Source organism: Fibrobacterota bacterium (assembly GCA_019509785.1).
Taxonomy (GTDB): Bacteria; Fibrobacterota; Fibrobacteria; order UBA11236; family UBA11236; genus Chersky-265.
In genome coordinates, this window is the sequence record JAEKLQ010000021.1 from 103,304 (window position 1) to 119,993 (window position 16,690).

General features: G+C 62.3%; 13 protein-coding genes. 5 read left to right on the top strand and 8 right to left on the bottom strand.

Translation table 11 applies throughout. From position 1 onward, the window contains the following. Positions 1-95: 95 nt before the first annotated feature. Positions 96-2,063 carry a hypothetical protein gene (locus tag JF616_01165; GenBank protein MBW8886338.1) on the top strand — a complete coding sequence of 656 codons (1,968 nt, stop codon included), beginning with the start codon at positions 96-98 and terminating at the stop codon, positions 2,061-2,063. 69 nt (positions 2,064-2,132) lie between these two features. Here JF616_01165 and JF616_01170 read toward each other — a convergent pair whose 3' ends face one another. Continuing rightward, positions 2,133-4,376 carry an FdhF/YdeP family oxidoreductase gene (locus JF616_01170; GenBank protein MBW8886339.1) on the bottom strand — a complete coding sequence of 748 codons (2,244 nt, stop codon included), beginning with the start codon at positions 4,374-4,376 and terminating at the stop codon, positions 2,133-2,135. Beyond that, complete coding sequence (gene fdhD, locus JF616_01175) at positions 4,373-5,260, bottom strand: formate dehydrogenase accessory sulfurtransferase FdhD (protein MBW8886340.1); 888 nt, start codon at positions 5,258-5,260, stop codon at positions 4,373-4,375. Before fdhD ends, JF616_01170 begins: the two co-directional genes overlap by 4 nt. A gap of 142 nt (positions 5,261-5,402) precedes the next feature. On the opposite strand from fdhD, the gene JF616_01180 reads away from it, so the two are divergent. Both JF616_01180 and JF616_01185 read left to right on the top strand, forming a co-directional pair. Then, positions 5,403-6,584: a beta-lactamase family protein gene (locus JF616_01180; GenBank protein ID MBW8886341.1), complete on the top strand. Its 1,182-nt coding sequence runs from the start codon at positions 5,403-5,405 to the stop codon at positions 6,582-6,584. Between the two features lie 7 nt (positions 6,585-6,591). Then, complete coding sequence (locus tag JF616_01185) at positions 6,592-7,194, top strand: hypothetical protein (GenBank protein ID MBW8886342.1); 603 nt, start codon at positions 6,592-6,594, stop codon at positions 7,192-7,194. A gap of 498 nt (positions 7,195-7,692) precedes the next feature. Here JF616_01185 and JF616_01190 read toward each other — a convergent pair whose 3' ends face one another. From JF616_01190 to JF616_01200, 3 genes are all read right to left on the bottom strand, one after another. Then, positions 7,693-9,171, bottom strand: a complete 1,479-nt coding sequence (locus JF616_01190) for an NAD(P)/FAD-dependent oxidoreductase (protein ID MBW8886343.1) — start codon at positions 9,169-9,171, stop codon at positions 7,693-7,695. Positions 9,172-9,285: 114 nt separating this feature from the next. Next, positions 9,286-9,978 carry a 7-cyano-7-deazaguanine synthase QueC gene (gene queC, locus JF616_01195; protein ID MBW8886344.1) on the bottom strand — a complete coding sequence of 231 codons (693 nt, stop codon included), beginning with the start codon at positions 9,976-9,978 and terminating at the stop codon, positions 9,286-9,288. Next, the gene (locus JF616_01200; GenBank protein ID MBW8886345.1) at positions 9,975-10,595 is read right to left on the bottom strand and encodes a radical SAM protein; all 621 of its coding nucleotides are present in this window, start codon (positions 10,593-10,595) and stop codon (positions 9,975-9,977) included. The genes queC and JF616_01200 overlap by 4 nt, the downstream gene beginning before the upstream one ends. A 170-nt stretch (positions 10,596-10,765) precedes the next feature. On the opposite strand from JF616_01200, the gene JF616_01205 reads away from it, so the two are divergent. Further along, positions 10,766-11,422: a hypothetical protein gene (locus tag JF616_01205; GenBank protein MBW8886346.1), complete on the top strand. Its 657-nt coding sequence runs from the start codon at positions 10,766-10,768 to the stop codon at positions 11,420-11,422. 3 nt (positions 11,423-11,425) lie between these two features. Here JF616_01205 and JF616_01210 read toward each other — a convergent pair whose 3' ends face one another. Then, positions 11,426-12,163, bottom strand: a complete 738-nt coding sequence (locus JF616_01210; GenBank protein ID MBW8886347.1) for a hypothetical protein — start codon at positions 12,161-12,163, stop codon at positions 11,426-11,428. Positions 12,164-12,239: 76 nt separating this feature from the next. Between JF616_01210 and JF616_01215 the strand changes: the two genes are divergently transcribed. Next, on the top strand, positions 12,240-13,451 hold the full coding sequence (locus tag JF616_01215; protein ID MBW8886348.1) for a histidinol-phosphate transaminase: 1,212 nt from the start codon (positions 12,240-12,242) through the stop codon (positions 13,449-13,451). Positions 13,452-13,496: 45 nt separating this feature from the next. Here the strand turns inward: JF616_01215 and JF616_01220 are convergent, their stop codons facing one another. Further along, on the bottom strand, positions 13,497-15,743 hold the full coding sequence (locus JF616_01220) for a SpoIIE family protein phosphatase (GenBank protein MBW8886349.1): 2,247 nt from the start codon (positions 15,741-15,743) through the stop codon (positions 13,497-13,499). A gap of 32 nt (positions 15,744-15,775) precedes the next feature. Continuing rightward, the gene (locus JF616_01225; GenBank protein MBW8886350.1) at positions 15,776-16,672 is read right to left on the bottom strand and encodes a tyrosine-type recombinase/integrase; all 897 of its coding nucleotides are present in this window, start codon (positions 16,670-16,672) and stop codon (positions 15,776-15,778) included. Positions 16,673-16,690 lie beyond the last annotated feature (18 nt).

Here is a 16,690-nt window from a genome sequence, read left to right on the forward strand (position 1 = left end):
CGCACGACGCTCGGAGCCAGTGAAGAATAAGGCGATCCCGGATGCGAATAAACCGCAAAGCCCACCTGATTCTCCCGGCCCTTTTCTTGGCATCCATGCCGGTACTCGGAGGCCAGGATGCCTGGGAATGGCAATTCCCCCGGCCCCAGGGCAACGATCTCAATTCGGTTTTCGTGACCGCTCCCGGCAAGGCCGTGGCGGTAGGCAGCGGCGGCGCCATGTTGATCACCTCCGACAAGGGTCAGCATTGGAACCTGCTTCCCTCGCTTGGCCCGGGAAGCTTGTGGGACGTGCACTTTCCCGTGCCCGATACGGGGTACGCCGTGGGCGATTCGGGATGGATCCTGAAGTCTACCGACGGAGGAAGCCACTGGACGCCACTGCTTTCGCATAGGATCGAGCATCTGTACTCGGTTCATTTCGCGAATGCCAGGACGGGATATGCCGCCGGCGATGCCGGGGTCATCATCAAGACCAGCGACGGGGGCCTATCCTGGAAAATGATGGACGGGGGACGCGCCAACTTCCTTTGGAAGGTGTTCGCTTTGGACTCCGCCAACGTTTGGGCCACCGGCAACGAAGGCGGGAAGGGGATGATCTTGCACTCGGCGGATGGCGGAGCCACGTGGGCGGCGCAATTGCAGGATACCCTGCTTACCGTGCGCGACATCCATTTCCGCGACCGCGCATCCGGTTATGCCGTGGGCGATTTCAACGGCTACCTCAAAACTTCCGATGGCGGCGCCCATTGGACCTTGGATGCATCGATATGCCCGTGGGGGTGCCTTGGAATTGATTTCCCGGAAGCGGATACCGGTTATGCGATGAGATCCGATTCCCCGGTGGTGCACAAAACCGTGGATGGCGGCGTCAATTGGTCGACCGATACCTTGCCGGGAGCGCGGAACGCCATTCTGCAAGCAATCGGATTCGGAAGCTCCGGCGACGGGTATATCGTGGGCGTTCGCGGGCAAATCTTGACGGCATCAAGCGCATCCCCGCGAACGTGGCAAAGCACGGAAACCTTGCCGGGCTTGCGGGATCTCGTCATCGCCGCCGCGGGCGTCGCCTACGCCGTCGGAGATGAGGGTACCATCGTGAAGAGTTCCGATTCCGGGCGAACCTGGCTCAGGCAGGAAAGCGGCACCGATTCGGGACTCAAGGCGATCAGTATGCTGGACAAGAATACGGGCTATGCCGTGGGGCGGCAAGGGACCCTGCTCCGGACCCGGGACGGGGACCATTGGACGTCTTTGCCGGGACCCGCATTCAATTGGGAAGGCGTGGCTTTCCCGCAAGCGGATACCGGCTGGGTGGTCGGTTGGTATTTACGCAGCGCCGAGGTGGACGGGGTGATCCGGAAATCCGACGATGGCGGCCTGACCTGGCAAGACCAAGGCCCGCCTCTTTCGGTGCGGATCGAGTGCGTTCGTTTCCTCAATACGTCGACCGGGTATGCCGGGGGCGAGGGCGGCACCATCCTGAAGACCAAGAACGGCGGAGCCTCATGGGTTACCCAGAAGGCCGGATCCGGCCGGATTACGGACCTCTATTTCTTCAATGCCGACACGGGATTCGCCGTCGAAGAAGCCTCGGCGGTACACGGGACCGTGAATGGAGGCGCGACCTGGACCTCCAAGTACAAAGGTCCTGCCTACCCGACGAACATCGCCTTCGCGGACCGCAAGATCGGGTTCGCAGGCGGTTACAACGGCTTCATCAAAACCACGGATGGCGGGGAGACCTGGTCCCCCTTTACCCAAGTGTACCCGACATCGGTCTCCGGTTTGGATTTCCGGGGAATGGCCTGGGGATTAGCGGTGACAAGCCTCGGCGGAATATTGAGGTACATACCGGATCCGGATCTTCCCGTCACGAAACTTTCCGGGTCCGGACGGAAGGGGTATGGCAGCAGAGGCCGCTCTCCTTTCGGCCCGGGGGAATCCCGCGTCGTGCAGGCAGTCGATCCCCGCGGCAAGAGGGTCATTCTGAAAATCGGAGGTGCGCCTGCGCATATGACGACCCCAGCCTTCCCGATCCCCCTTCCGGCTGAAAGCCCTTGAAGATGGCCCTGCGGGAAACGCAGGTTCGCCGGATTCGTAAAGCCGCGTTGAACGTTCGGGCGGAACCGGCTATGCGCCGGACTTCCGTACCATCACCGGAATGAATTTCGAAGTCGGCGTATTGCTGCGCTCGGCCACGCTGTCCAAAGGCACCAGCACGTTCGTCTCGGGAAAATAGGCGGCCGCGCAGCCTATCGGTATCTCGTAAGGCTTGGCCTTGAAACCGGGCGCCATCCGCACCGTCCCGCGGGAATCGGTCCCCACCAGGTCCACCTTCTCCCCTTCCGCCAGGCCGCGCGCGCGCATGTCCGCGGCATTCAGGAAGACCACCCGCCGTTCCCCGAACACGCCGCGATAGCGGTCATCCAGGCCGTAAAGAGTGGTGTTGTATTGATCGTGGGAGCGCAAGGTCATGAGCCGCAACTCGCCTTCGCGGAGCACGATCGGATCCAGGGCCGCCGCGACGAAGCGGGCCTTGCCCCCGGCGTTCTCCCATTCCCGCCGGCCGGCGCTGTTCCCCAGGTAGAATCCGCCCGGTTGCTTGATCTTGGCGTTGAATTCTTCGAAGCCCGGCACCACTTCCGCGATGCGCTCGCGAATGCGCCCATAATCGCCGGCCAGGCTTTCCCAAGGCACCTTGGAGGCGGGCAAGGCGGCCCGCGCCAGACCGGCCACGATGGCAACTTCCGAAAGCAGATGAGGCGAGGCGGGCCGCTTGCGGCCGGTGGAGGCGTGCACCATGCTCATGGAATCCTCCACCGTAACCTGCTGGTTACGTCCTTCGCGCAGATCGATCTCGGATCTCCCCAGGCAAGGCAGGATATAGGCGTGGCGGCCGGTAACGAGATGGCTGCGATTGAGCTTGGTGCTGACATGAACGGTCAACTCGCAGCCGCGCAGAGCCTGTTCGGTTCGATCCCCGTCCGGCGTGGCCGCGGCGAAGTTGCCCCCCATGGCGATGAAGGCCTTGATCTTGCCTTCGGCCATTCCCATGATGGCCTCGACCACGTCGGCGCCGTGGCCGCGCGGGGGAGCGAATCCGAAGGCTTTCTCCAGGCTGTCCAGGAATTGGGCCGAGGGTTTTTCGGTGATGCCCATGGTGCGATCGCCCTGGACGTTGCTATGGCCGCGCACGGGACATGCTCCCGCCCCTTCCTTCCCGAGGTTGCCGCGCAGCATCAGCAGATTCACCAGCATCTGGATGGTGGCTACCGCCCTCTTATTCTGGGTCAGGCCCATGGCCCAACAAGCGATCACCCGCCCGGAACGGCAATAGAGATCGGCTACCTCTTCGATTTCCACGCGGGGCACGCCGCTTTCCCGTTCGATGGCTTCCCAGCCCTCGCCCCGGATGTCCGCGGCGAACGTTTCGAATCCCTCGGTATGCGCGCGGATGAAGGCATGATCCAGAACCTGGCCGGACCGGGCATCTTCGGCCGCGAGCACGGCCTTGCAAAGGCCCTTGAGCAGGGCCAAATCGCCGCCTACCAAGGGCGTCAGGTAATGGGTAGCGAGATCGGTGGGAGTGTTGGCCAGCATCGCCATCGCATCCTTGGGATGGATGAAGCGCTGCAATCCGGGCTCGCGCAAGGGATTCACCGCCACGATGGGCGCGCCGCGGCGGCGCGCCTGTTGCAAGGTGCTCATCATGCGGGGATGGTTGGTGCCCGGGTTCTGGCCGATGATGAAGAGGCAATCCGCGGCGTCGAAATCGGCCAGGGTCACCGTGCCTTTACCGGTGCCGATGGAATCGCTGAGCGCCACCCCGCTGCTCTCATGGCACATGTTCGAGCAATCGGGCAGATTGTTGGTCCCGAATTCCCGCGCGAAAAGCTGGTAGAGAAAGGCCGCCTCATTGCTGGTCCGTCCGGAAGTATAGAAGGCCGCCCGATCGGGATGGCCCAAGCCCCGTAGGATCCTGCCGATACGGGCGAAAGCGTCTTCCCAGGCGATGGGCCGGTAGCGATCGGAAGCGGCATCGTATTCCATGGGATGGGTCAGCCGGCCTTGCTGCTCCAGCCAGAAGTCCGATTGCGCGGCCAATTCCTTCACCGTATGCTTCGCGAAGAATTCCGGATCAACACGTTTCGTAGTGGTTTCCGCGGCCACCGCCTTGAGGCCGTTCTCGCAGAAGTCCAGGCGCGAATGCTCCCCTTCGGGCCAGGCGCAGCCGGGACAATCGAATCCGCCGGGTTGGTTGACCCTGAGCAGGGCGGCCGTGCCGGAAACCATGGACCGTTCCCGGAGCATGGCCTTGCCGCTGGCGATGAGGGCGCCCAGGCCGCCCGCCACCGGACCCTTGGCGCTTTTCATGCTTCTCCCCGGGTGATCGATGCCGTCAAATCCATAGCCGGGGCATGCGCATGCCCCCGGTCTTCCCAAAAGACCCGCTCGGGATGGCTGTAAACGGTCGCCTTCCCGCCGCGGCAGAAGGCCAGCAAGGTAATCCCGGCTTCGCGGCATAACTTCACCGCCAAGGTAGAGGGCGCGGAGACCGCCAACAAGAAAGGGATGTTCGCCTTGGCGGCCTTTGACACGATCTCGTAGGAGACCCTTCCGCTGATGAAAAGCAGACCGGCTTGCTTAAGCGCGCGTTCCCTCAGCAAATGCCCGATCGCCTTGTCCACCGCGTTGTGCCGGCCCACGTCCTCGCGCAGGACCAACAGTCCGCCATCGGCCGCGAAGAGGGCGGCCGCATGGCTGCCGCCGGTGCGGCTGAATAATTCCTGGGCCGAGCGCATGCGGCCTTCCAGAACGGGTATCAGGGCAAGATCCAAACGCGCTTCCGCCCGGTCGCCGCGCAGGGCCTGGACTTCGAGATCCTCTGCCGACACCTTACCGCATACGCCGCAAGATGCGTTGGAGATCAAGCGGCGCTCGGCCGGTTTCCGATCCTCGCGTGCCGCAGGCTTCCGCATAATCTCGATGGCATCGGAACATCCTTCGCCGGCGGCCGGGATTTCCTTCGCCGTCTCGACATCATCCCAGGAAACCAATTCGCCTTCCCCATGCAAAAGCCCGATAGCCAAATCCGTATCCTGCCCCGGGGTCCGCATGGTCATGGAAAAAGCCGCGCCATCGACGAGGATTTGCAACGCGGCTTCCTCGGCCAACGCGTCATCGACGGTCCGGAAGCGGCCCTCTTGGGCATGCAAAGCCTGCACGGTTCCGGTTCCTGAAGCTGCGACGATATCCATGGAGACCCCCAAGGGAATTGAAAAATTAGCAAAACCGGGGCTCGGCATCCCAAGCGGGGAAACGGGACGCCTTGCAGCAGGGCCCGCCATGGACGAACAATGCCCGGCGGTTTAGCTACTATCTGAAAGTTATATGGCAACGATGCTACGAAGAAGGTTGCTGCGGACTTTTCTGGTCGCGCTGCCGTTCATAGCCGGTTGCGCATCGGAAGGGCTCCTGGGGCCGCCGCCGTCGGCCCATCCCAATGGGATCGGGCGCATCGGCGATGGCACCTTGGCGGATCAGTTGGAACTGATCCGCGGGAATCATCGCCTACCGGCGCTGGCCGCGGTTATTTTCGGCCCGGACACCATTTTCGAATCCGCTTCCGTCGGAGTTCGGGCGCTGGGGCACGATGAGCGCATCGGCCCCGATGACCTATGGCATATCGGCTCCCTTACCAAATCGATGACGGCCACCGTGGCGGCGATCCTTATCGAGCAAGGGCGAATCAATTGGTATACGACCTTGGCGGAAGCCTTCCCCGATTTGCCCATGAGGCCGGAATACCGATCGGTAACGTTGAAGGATCTGCTCACGAATTCTTCGGGGATGGTCGCCGATGCGACAAGGGCGCCCAGTTGGAATAGCCAATCGGGGTCTACGCAAACCATTACGGAGCAAAGGCTTCAATTGGCGAAAGAGTATTTATCGATGAAACCCGATTCCCCCGTCGGGACGTATAACTATTCCAATGCCGGGTACATCATCGCCGGAACCATGCTGGAAAAAGCCACCGGCGAATCCTGGGAGGAACTGATACAAAAGCTGCTTTTCACGCCGCTTGCCATGGCAAGCGCGGGTTTCGGACCGCCACGCGGGACGGGCCCGGTCGATCAACCCTGGGGGCATTCCATCGTCGATGACGGATTCGCGCCCGTTCCCCCGGGCCCCGACGCGGACAATCCTCCTGCGATCGGACCCGCCGGAACAGTCCACGGGGACATGGCGGATCTCGTGAAGTATTACCAGGTCCACCTGAAATCGGGGATGGGCCGGCAAACAGGAATCCTTTCCGATAGTTCCTTCCGGATTTTACATACGCCCGTGCCGGGTACGATCTATGCCTGCGGATGGGGAGTGATCGATAAGGCCTGGGCCGGGGGCGTCGCTTATCAGCATGAAGGAAGCAATAAATTCTGGCTGTCGGATATCTGGCTGGCGCCCGAGAAGGGATTCGGCATGCTCGTTTTGAGCAACGGCGCCGGCCTTAGGGCCAGCCAAGCGGAAGACGATGCGATTGCCGCTTTGATCACCCGCTTCAATGGCGAACCTCCGAACTGAAAATCCCGTGGCGAATAAAACCAAGCTGATTCGCCCCCTGTTGTTCGCATCGCTATTGCTTTCGCGCGAAGTCCTGGCGGGCGAAACGATAGAAGCGCCATTCCCATCGACCCGCGAAAGCGCCGACGAACATCCTATGCAATACGTCTCCCTTACCTTTTCGCCTCTCAGCCTCCTGATACCCGAAGGTGAAATCGGCATCGAGATGAGGAAATATGAAAAGTTGGGGCTGGGGGTTGTCGCCGGGGCGGGAAGGATTACCCAGGTATCCCCGGGCGTGAAATTGCATCTCTCGATCTATGATTTAGGCATACAAGCCAACTACTACGCGGTAGGAAGTTTCCGGCACGGAATGCAATTGGGATTCCGGGGAGTATACGAACATTTCGCCAATCCCTTCGTCCATCAACTCCCGATATCGGGCAGCAACTTCAAGTTAGGGTCTTGGGTAGGCTATAAATACGTGATGAAGGTAGGTTTGACCTTCCAGACGCAGATCGGCTGCCAATATATCTGGAATCACGAGTCGGACGGAATCGAAGGCGGCACGAACTCCAAAAGCGAATCCCTGGCGCCGCTTCTCGAACTCGATCTCGGCTGGTCCTTCTAACCGAACCCAACGGAGCGAGGGCCCCTCCTAGAGGTTTGTTCCTCGTCCCCCATTCTCCAGAGCCGCTTCCCCGTGCGGCCCCGATGCGCCCACCCGCTATCCCGCTCTCCAAACCCCACCCCATTCCCCCGCGGGCCTTGCGCCCAGGCCCGCCGGGGCCGCAGGCCCCGCCTTCTCTCCCCTCTCCCCATTCCCCTCTCTCCCATTCCTACCCACCCCCTCTCTTCGCGTTCCACGAAGTAGGGCCCGGGGCTTGTCACGCGCGGGGCCGCGGCCTGGCCGGGTCGAGTCGCGGCGAATCGAGGCGGGCGCAGCGCGGCAATCGCGATCGATTCAATGGATCGATAGCCCGCATACCTCAACCATGGATTACAGAGGGAAATTTGCGGGCGAAGCGATTCCCGCGCGAAGCAGCGATTACAACGTACCGTCGAGCCTCGTCTGAGCCGCGCCGCGACCCGTCCAGGCCGCAGACCCACCCCTACAAAGACCCGGTCCCTACTCCGGCTTCCACTTACGGATCTTCATATACTGCGGAAAAACCTCCGGCTTGAAAATCGACTTGTTCGCGAGCAGGCGCAAACACTCCTGTATCCCCTCCGTGATGGAAGGATGCGGATGGATCGATTTCATGATATCCGCCACGCCCTTATCCTGATCCATCAGATGCGCGATCACCATGATGGTGTTGGATGCCTGCGGCCCGGCGGCGCGCATCCCCAGGATGCGATCCTGCCCGTCATCGCTCACGAGGATTTTCACGAACCCATCCGTGCGACGCATGGCGATGGCGCGGTTCAGCAAGGCGTTGGAATAATAGGCGACCTGGTATGGGATGTGGTTCGCCTGGCATTGCATCTCGTTAAGGCCCACGGCCGCCACTTCGGGATTGAAGAACATGATGGTGGACATGTTGCTATAGCGGAGCGGGTACTTGTTCTTGAGGTACATCGCCTTTACCGCATAGCGGCCTTCCATCTCGGCCACGTTATACAGGGCCGAATGCTGGGTCGCATCGCCCACGGCGAAGATGTTCCCTTTCACGCGGCAATCGCCGTCGGTATCCAGGGCGCCGCGGGAATTGATCTTGATGCCCACCTTGTCCAGGTTCAGGCGATCCAGGTTCGGGGTCCGGCCCACGGATACCAGGGCCACGTCCACTTCCAGCACCATGGAGCGGCCCTCGTCGTAGTCCACCACCACCTCGAGGAAATCGTCATGGTGGATGATCTTGCGGAGGATGGCGTTGTGATGCACTTCCACCCCGCGGGCGGCAAGGTTGGCGTTCACGAATTCGCTGATGTCCGCGTCTTCGCTGGGCAAAACGCGCGGCTGGCGATCGAGCAGATGGACCTTGGTCTGGTGGAAATTGGAAAAGATGGTGGCGTATTCGCAGCCGAGCACGCCCGCGCCGATGATGAGGAAGCGCTTGGGGAACTTCTTCAGGCTCAGCACGTCGTCCGAGGTGAGGACGCGTTTATGATCGCAAACGATGCCGGGGAATTCGCGCGGCTTGGACCCCGTCGCGAGGACGAAAAAATCCGCCCGGATGGTTTCCGTCGTGCCGTCGGGATAGGTCACCAGAACCGAATGTTGATCCAGGAACGATCCCCATCCCCGCTTCAGGGCGATCGAACCCGGTCCTTTCCAGCGCGGGGCCGTAAAGCTTTCCACCTGGGAAAGGATCTGGTACTGCTTCTCCTTGGCGGCGTTGATGACCGTGTCGCGCACCTGTTCGTAGTCGACCGCCAGGCCGGCGGCGCGGTAGCCGCGGTCCACCGCGGCGGCGGTGGCGTAGTCCTTGGACAGCTCCCATAAGGTCTTCGAAGTCATGGCCCCGTGCATGATGCCGGCGCCGCCGATGTTGCCGCCTTCCAACATCACCACGCGCTTGCCGAAATCGAACCCGCGCATGGCGGCCGCGAAACCGCCGGGGCCCGATCCGATCACGCAAATGTCGTACTTATCCGGTTCCATGAATCACTCCGCGGGAATTTTCCCCAAGGATACCTAATCCAAGTCCGCTTTTCCAGTTCGCGCCCGATCCGTTTCACTGAACCGCAAGCGGATCCCGTCGCGGAGCGGGGCGCTTCAGCCGGCGCGGGCCCGGGCCATCAACGGATCTTCGATGCCCGCTTCCGCGAAGCCTTTCGCCCGCAGCAGGCAGGCCGGGCATTTGCCGCAAGGCGGGTAATGCCCTTCATAGCAAGTGTGGCTGAAGGCCAGGGAATCCAGCGCCCCCAGTTCGCGGGCCCAGAGCACCGATTCGGCCTTGGTTTTGAACATGAGGGGCGTATGGATATGGAACTCCCCTTCCGCATGGCCCAAGCCGAGACCCAAGGCGCGTTCCAGGCTCTTCAGGGTGGCGTCCCGGCAATCGGGATAGCCGCTGTAATCGGTTTGGCATACGCCCGTGACAAGATGCCGGATTCCTAGAGTGAAGGCGTAGCTGGCCGCGTAGGTGAGGAAGATGAGGTTGCGTCCCGGCACGAAGGTGTTCGGTAGGCCGCTGTCCGGTACGGGCGCGATGGCCAGGTCCGGATCCACGAGCGCGTTGCCGCCCAACTCGCGGAAGAAGTCCAGGCGGAAAACCCTTAACGGGACCGCCAGACGTCCCGCGATGGCGCGCGCGGCTTCCAACTCGGAAGCGTGCCGTTGCCCATAATCGAAGAAGACCGCCTCCACCCGCGCGAAAGTCCGCAAGGCCCAATGCAGGCAGGTGGTGGAATCCTGGCCCCCCGAGAACACGACCAAACAGGCTTCGGAAGACAATGCCCGATTCATCGCAGCCCCAGTTCCTTATGCAATTGGAAAGACAATCGCCAACGCGGCCGGGCCATAACGGCCTGGATGGTCCTATCGCGCTCGGCCCTACTGCGCGCCGAATCGCGCTCCCCGCCGCCCCACGGCGCGGTCCGGATTTCCTTCGGCTGCAGGAAATAATGCTCGAACTCCGAGTCCTCGAAGAAGGAAAGATCCTGCCCTTCGTAGACCAGCTTCAATTCCTGCCCGCGCTTCAAGACCCATTTCCCCTTCTGCGACAATTTGGGGCTTACCGTCACCCAATCCACCCCCAGGGTTTCGGCGGAAGTTCCGTTGGTTTCCATGGAGACGTAATACCCGGCCGCATGCAGAAGCTCGACCAGGACGCGGAAGCCCGGCTGGAGGGTCGGCTCGCCGCCCGTCAGGACCACGAACCGGCAAGCCCCGAAGCCTGCCACGCGTTCCAGGATTTGCGCGGGGGTCAGCTTCTCGCGGGGCGAGAAGTCGGTATCGCAGAAATCGCAGGCCAGGTTGCAACCCGTCCCGCGCACGAAGACGGCGGGTTTGCCCGCGTGGAATCCTTCCCCCTGGAGGGAATGGAAGATTTCGGTGATACGCAGGAAGGGTTGGCTTGGCATTGATGTCGGCGCCGGGATTAAGGGTCCTTAATACGACCGGACCCGGCGGCCCGCGCGGGCCCTTGGGACTTCGGCGCCGCCCCTAAAGGTAGCAACCGCGCCCCGGCCCTGAAAGGCCGACGGCCCGGCCGCCGGGAACCGTTCCCGCCGATGTACCTTTTGGAAAGGCTATGCAGAACGATTCCTTCGAAAAATCCCAAAGGTACCTGAACCAATTGCTGGGCTACCTGGAAGGATTGAATAGCGAGATGGAAAGCGACTCCTCCGAGGCCGCCTCCACCGGGCCCTTGGGGCTGCCGGCCCGTATCGCGGCCATCCTCACCGATAGCGGTTGGCTGGAAGGCCTGCATCTCAAGGCCCAGGGTTGCCTGTCGTCGGACTTGTTGGAGTTCGTCCGCGTCGTAGGCTACGCATTCGAAATCGAGGCTTCGCCCTTGGGCGCGTTCAAGCTCCCCTTCATCGATAACGAACTGGTCATCCAGCGCAAGACGTTGAACGCCTTCATGGAAAAGGCGTGGTTGGCCTACCATGCGGCCCTTCTCTCCGCCTACGCCCTCAAGCCCCTCCGTTTCGAACGCGTCCCTTCCGTGGACGGGCTGGAAGAAGTGGTCCGCATCCGCGAAGCCCCCTCCGAGACGGACGAGGGCCATTCGCCCGCATTGCGCGCGGAAGCCCTGCATAGCCTCAACAACGCCCTGGCCGGGATCACCAGCTACGTGAGCCTGATCCTGGAAGAGCGGATGGATGATGAGGATTTGCAGGAGAAATTAGGCTTGGTGCTGGAGGCGGCCAAGCGGGCGGCTACCCTCGTGCCGGCTTGGGAGTAGCGCTTAGAACCCGTGATCGATCTGCGCCTTGGCCCGCAGTTCTTCCTTGGCATCGCCGGCCAATCCCAAGGCGGCCCCGGCCATGAGGCGGGAATGACGCCCGAAGGCGACGATCAAGGCGGGCTGGATATCCATCGCCAGGTGATTTTCGAAATCGCGGGACTGGCTGGATGCGATGAGCCCGAGCTCGAAGGACAAGGGACGGCCCGGCATCAGGACCGGATACCATCCGGCTTCGAAGGCCGTCAGGGCACGGTTATAGACCAGGGCGTCCAGAAAGCCTAAGCGGAGGGCCAGGCGCGAATCGAGGATTTCGAAATGGTGGAAGCGGGAAACGGCGGCGAAGGAAAGCCCGAAGTCCCTGTCCCCATTGGCCGGCACCAGCAAGTCCGCCTGATAACTGGTCCGTGTGCGCGATTGCCATTTGCCCCCGAAGACCAGGAAAGGCACGTGATCGTTCGTGCCGCTGCCCCATGCGGTCTGGATGCCCGCCCCCAATTCCACGTCCGGCGCGGCCCGGAACGCCAAGGACACGGGGATCTGCCAGATGTCGGTGTTGCGCGAATCGATGATGGCCGCGCCGGACAAGTGCAGGGTTTGCGGGCGGACGCCGGCGGGCTCCAGATCGTAAGAGGCATAGTGGATGGGGTTGAAGGCGCTCGCAATGGCCGGCAGGGCCAGGCAGGCGGCGAAGGCCCCTGTAACCGCCCGGTTACGCACGTTCCGCATGGGTATGCTCATGCCCGAAGTATAGGTTATTCCCGTCCCGAAGCGAGAGCGTCCCGGAAGGCAAAAATGTTATCTTGGGAACCATCCCATGCCGAAATCCAAACGGAAATCCCCATCGCCGCGTAAGACCGCGCGCAAGGCCACCCGTAAGGCCGCCGCGCCTTCCGATCCGGCCCCGCGGCCAGGCTGGACTGATGCCTCCATCCTCCGCATCGCGCGCAAGTCCATCCAGGCCCTGAAGCCTTACGTGCCGGGCAAGTCCATAGAAGAGGTGCAGGCCCGATATCAGCCTAAGATGATCACCAAGTTGGGCTCGAATGAGAATCCCCTCGGAGCCAGCCCCAAGGTGATCGAAGCCCTGGGCGCGGCCCTTCCCAAGGTCAGCCTATATCCGGACGGATCCAGCGGCGCCCTGCGCCGGGCCCTCGCCGAATGCTTCGGCGTCGAGCCCGGGCAAATCATGGTCGGCAACGGCTCGGACGAGGTCCTGCTGCTGATCGCTGCCGCCTTCCTGAACCCGGGGGAAAAGGTCCTCGTTTCCGAGAACACCTTTTCCGAATACGAATTCGCCGGCCGGGTGATGGACGGGAAGATCGTGAAGATCCCCTTGCGCAAGCATCGCTATGATCTGGCCGCGTTCAAAAAGAAGTTGGCCACCAAGCCGAAGCTCGTCTTCCTTTGCAATCCCAACAATCCCACCGGCACCTATTTCAGCCATGCCGAGCTCGAAGCGCTCTTGCGCGCGGCCCCGCCCCGCACCTTGGTGGTGGTGGACGAAGCTTACTGCGAATACGCGGACGCGCCGGATTTCCCGCGCTCCTTGGAATTGCTCGCGGCTTATCCCAACCTCATCATCAGCCGCACCTTCAGCAAGATTTTCGGAATGGCGGGCTTGCGCCTGGGCTATGCCTTCGCCCATCCCTTGATCATCCGCGAGACGGGGCGCGTCAAGACCCCTTTCAACGTGAACCTGCTGGTGCAGGCCGCGGCCCTGGCCGCCCTCTCGGACGGGGATTTCAAGCGGCGGTCCATCGCCAACAACCTCGAAGGCCGCGCCTTCCTGGAGAAGGAATTGGCGGCGCGGGGACTGGATCCCTTGCCCACCCAGGCCAACTTCATTTGCTTCCGCGTGCCCCGCCCCGCCGTGGACGTTTGCGAGGACATGCTGAAGCAAGGCCTGATCGCGCGCGCCTTGAAGAGCTTCGGGCTGGAGGATCGGATCCGCATCACCATCGGGACGCCGGATCAGAACGAACGCTTCTTGCAAGCCTTGGATGCGGCCCTAGCGCCGCATCCATAAGCGCCAGGCTCGGGAACCGGGCTTTACCCGGTCACTGATGCGGACCTAGCCCGTCACTTCCATCGCCAGCATGGTCAGATCGTCGTGGTACGGCTCGCTGCGGATGAATACCGCCACGTCGTCGAGGATGGTCTTGATGACCTTTTCCGGCTCATGGCCCTTCCCCCGCGACATCAACTCCAACAGTCGCTTGATCCCGTAGAATTTCCGTTCCGAGTCCATGGCTTCGAGCAGGCCATCGGTGAAGATCAGGTAGCGATCGCCATGCAGCAAGTCCAGGATGACCTCCTCCATCCGATCGGAGAATTCCTTGCCGGAGACCATGCCGAGCGCGAGGCCCTTGGGGTTGATCGGCTTGGGCGCGTTGCCGTTGTTGGCGTGCTGGATGAGCAGGGGCGGATGCCCCGCGCGCGCGTAGGACATGGATTTTCCGTCCTTGTCGATGATGAGGCAGAGCGCGGTCACGAAGCTCTTGTCGTCCAAATCCTCGATCATCAACTCGTTGACGGCGCACATCAGCTTCTTGGCCGAGGTTTCGTAGCGCGCCTCGGCGCGGAAGGTGCTCCGCAGCATGGTCATCACCAAAGCCGCCGGGATACCCTTGCCGCTCACGTCGGCGATGACAACCACCCAATTGCCCGAATCGGTTTGGAAGTAATCGAGATAGTCGCCGCCCACCTCGTAGGCCGGATAATAGACGCCCTTCAGGTTGATACGCGGGATGGAGGGCTTCTCCTGGGGCGTGAAACGGCGCTGGATATCCTGCGCCACCTCGAGCTCGCCCTGCAGGCGCGCCTTCTTCTCCACTTCCTGGAAATTGTTGGCGTTCGATAAGGAGACGGCGGCCTGGGCCGCCAGGGTGTTGAGCAGGATCTTCTCCTGTTCGAACCAGGCCGCGAAGGCGGGCGGCGCGAAGAGCTGGACCACCGCGATGGACTTCTCCTCGACCAACAGGGGCAAGGCGACGTAGACGGGATAGGCATCCATGCCCGACCATTGGATGGAACCCAATAAGGCGTCGGCGCGGCGATCGGCGGCGAAGAGGGTTACCGTCAGAAGACCCTCGGCCTGGGCCGCCAGGGCCTTCTCGCAAGACCTTCGGGCGGACGCGTCCGAAAGCCGGGGCGTGGCCAAGACGCATTCATATCCGTCCCGGCCGCGTTCGCAGAGGGCGGCCTCGATGCCCGGGAAGCTGCGCGCGAAGGTGTCCAGGATGGCCGGGATGAGCTCGCGGCGATGGTTGAAATGCGCCAAGCGGTGGGCGGCCGAGTTCAGGAAGTTAAGTTGGTTGACCCGCGTTTCCAGGCGCTGGTTCGCCTCTTGCAGCATCTGCTCGTTATCGCGCAAGGCGCGCTCGGTGCGCAAGTGTTCCTTGATCTCCTGTACCAAAGCGGCGGTGCGTTCCTGCACGCGCACTTCGAGCTCCTCCTTGGCCTTGCGAATGGCCTCCTGCGCGGCCAGCCGCTCGGTGACGTCGCGGGAAATCCCCACCAGCCCGGTGATGTTCCCGTCCTTGTCGTAGAGGGGCACCTTGGTGGTCGAAACCCAGGCATCCGGGCGGCCCGTAGAGAAAGTCTCACGTTCCACCTTATCGATAATCGGGACGCCCGAGCGGAGGATCTCCTGCTCGTCGTCGTAGGCCTGCTGGGCATGCTCCTTGGAGAAGAAGTCGAAGTCGGTCTTGCCGATGGCATCATCTAGGTTCTTCAGGCCTTCCAGGTGGATGCCCCGGCTGACGCGGATGAAACGGCTCTGCCGATCCTTGAAATACACGGCGTCCGGGATATTCTGGAGCATGGCGTAGAGAAGATTGCTTTCCTGCGCCAGCGCTTCCTCCGCGCGCTTCAGGCCGGTCACGTCGCGTGTGATGCTGCAAATGCCGACGACCTTTCCGTCGGCGTCGCGCATCGGGATCTTGTTCGTGAGCACCTGCATGGGGGAGCCGTCGGGATACCGTTCGGTTTCCAGCTTGTCCAGGATGGACTTACCCGTGGTGAGCACGTACTGGTCGTCGGCCAGGCCGGCTTCTTCCCTCACCCGATCGGGATTGGTTTCGAAACCCGTCTTGCCGATGAAGACGGACGGATCGGTTACGTCGCGCAAGGCCGCCATGCTGCGGTTCACCCAGGTGAAGCGGCCTTCCTTGTCCTTGAAATAAATCAGATCCGGGACGTTGTCCGCCAGCACCAGGAACGGACGTAGTTGCTGCTCCAAGGCGCGATTCCTCGCGTCGAGGCCGGCTATGCGCAGCCGGAGCTCCTCTACGTTTTCGTTCCCGGCGTTGCCGGACATGCCTGTGCTTTCTCCCGACATTAACTAACCCCTCAAGCCCGCGGATGCGCCTTGGCGTAGGTCTCTTTGAGCTTCGCCATGGATACGTGGGTGTATTTCTGCGTAGTGGACAACGAGGCGTGGCCCAGCATTTCCTTCACCGCCATCAGATCCGCCCCGTGATCGAGCAGGTGGGTCGCGAAGGAATGCCGCAGCACGTGGGGGGACGACTTGCCGCGCCGTCCCATCGCCCGTAACCGGTCGGTTACCGTCCGTTGTATGATGCGGTTGCCTACGGGCTTCCCGTGGGCCGACATGAGAACCGCCCCGGCCGCCGGGATCCCCCGGGCCGCAAGCAAGGCCTTGTATTCTTCGAGGCACGCGCGGGCGGAGGCGGTGACGGGCACGGTGCGATAGCGGCCGCCTTTGCCCAACACCCGGACCGAAGATCCGTCGCGGGCGATCTGGTTCCACTTGAGCCCGGTCAATTCCGAAAGCCGCAGGCCGGAGCCGTAAAACATTTCCAGGCAAAAGCGGGTACGGATGGCTTCGAAGCCGGCCGGCTCTTGATCTTCCAGGACCCCGTTCAGGAACTCTTCGCCGGCCACCGTGACCAGCTTGCTGTCCTTCCGGGGGAAGGCGATGGTTTGGGCGGGATTGCGGGGCAAGCCGCGCTCGGCCATATATCCGCCGAATCCCTTGAGGCAGGCCAAGAGGCGCGCCTGGCTGGCGGCCGCCAAGCGGCGGGCTTGCGCGGAGAGGAAGGCTTGCAGGGATTTCTTGTCGAGATCGGCCGCGCGTTCCGGGCCCCGCTTGGCGGTCCAAGCCAAGAGCTTGCCTAGGTCGCGCCCATAGGCGGCCAAGGTATGCGGGGAACAACCTCGCACATCGCGCAAGTCCGCGAGGTAGACCTCGATGGCTTGCGGTAGGGTCCAGGAATCAGGCTCCAAGGCGGCCAATCCTATCCT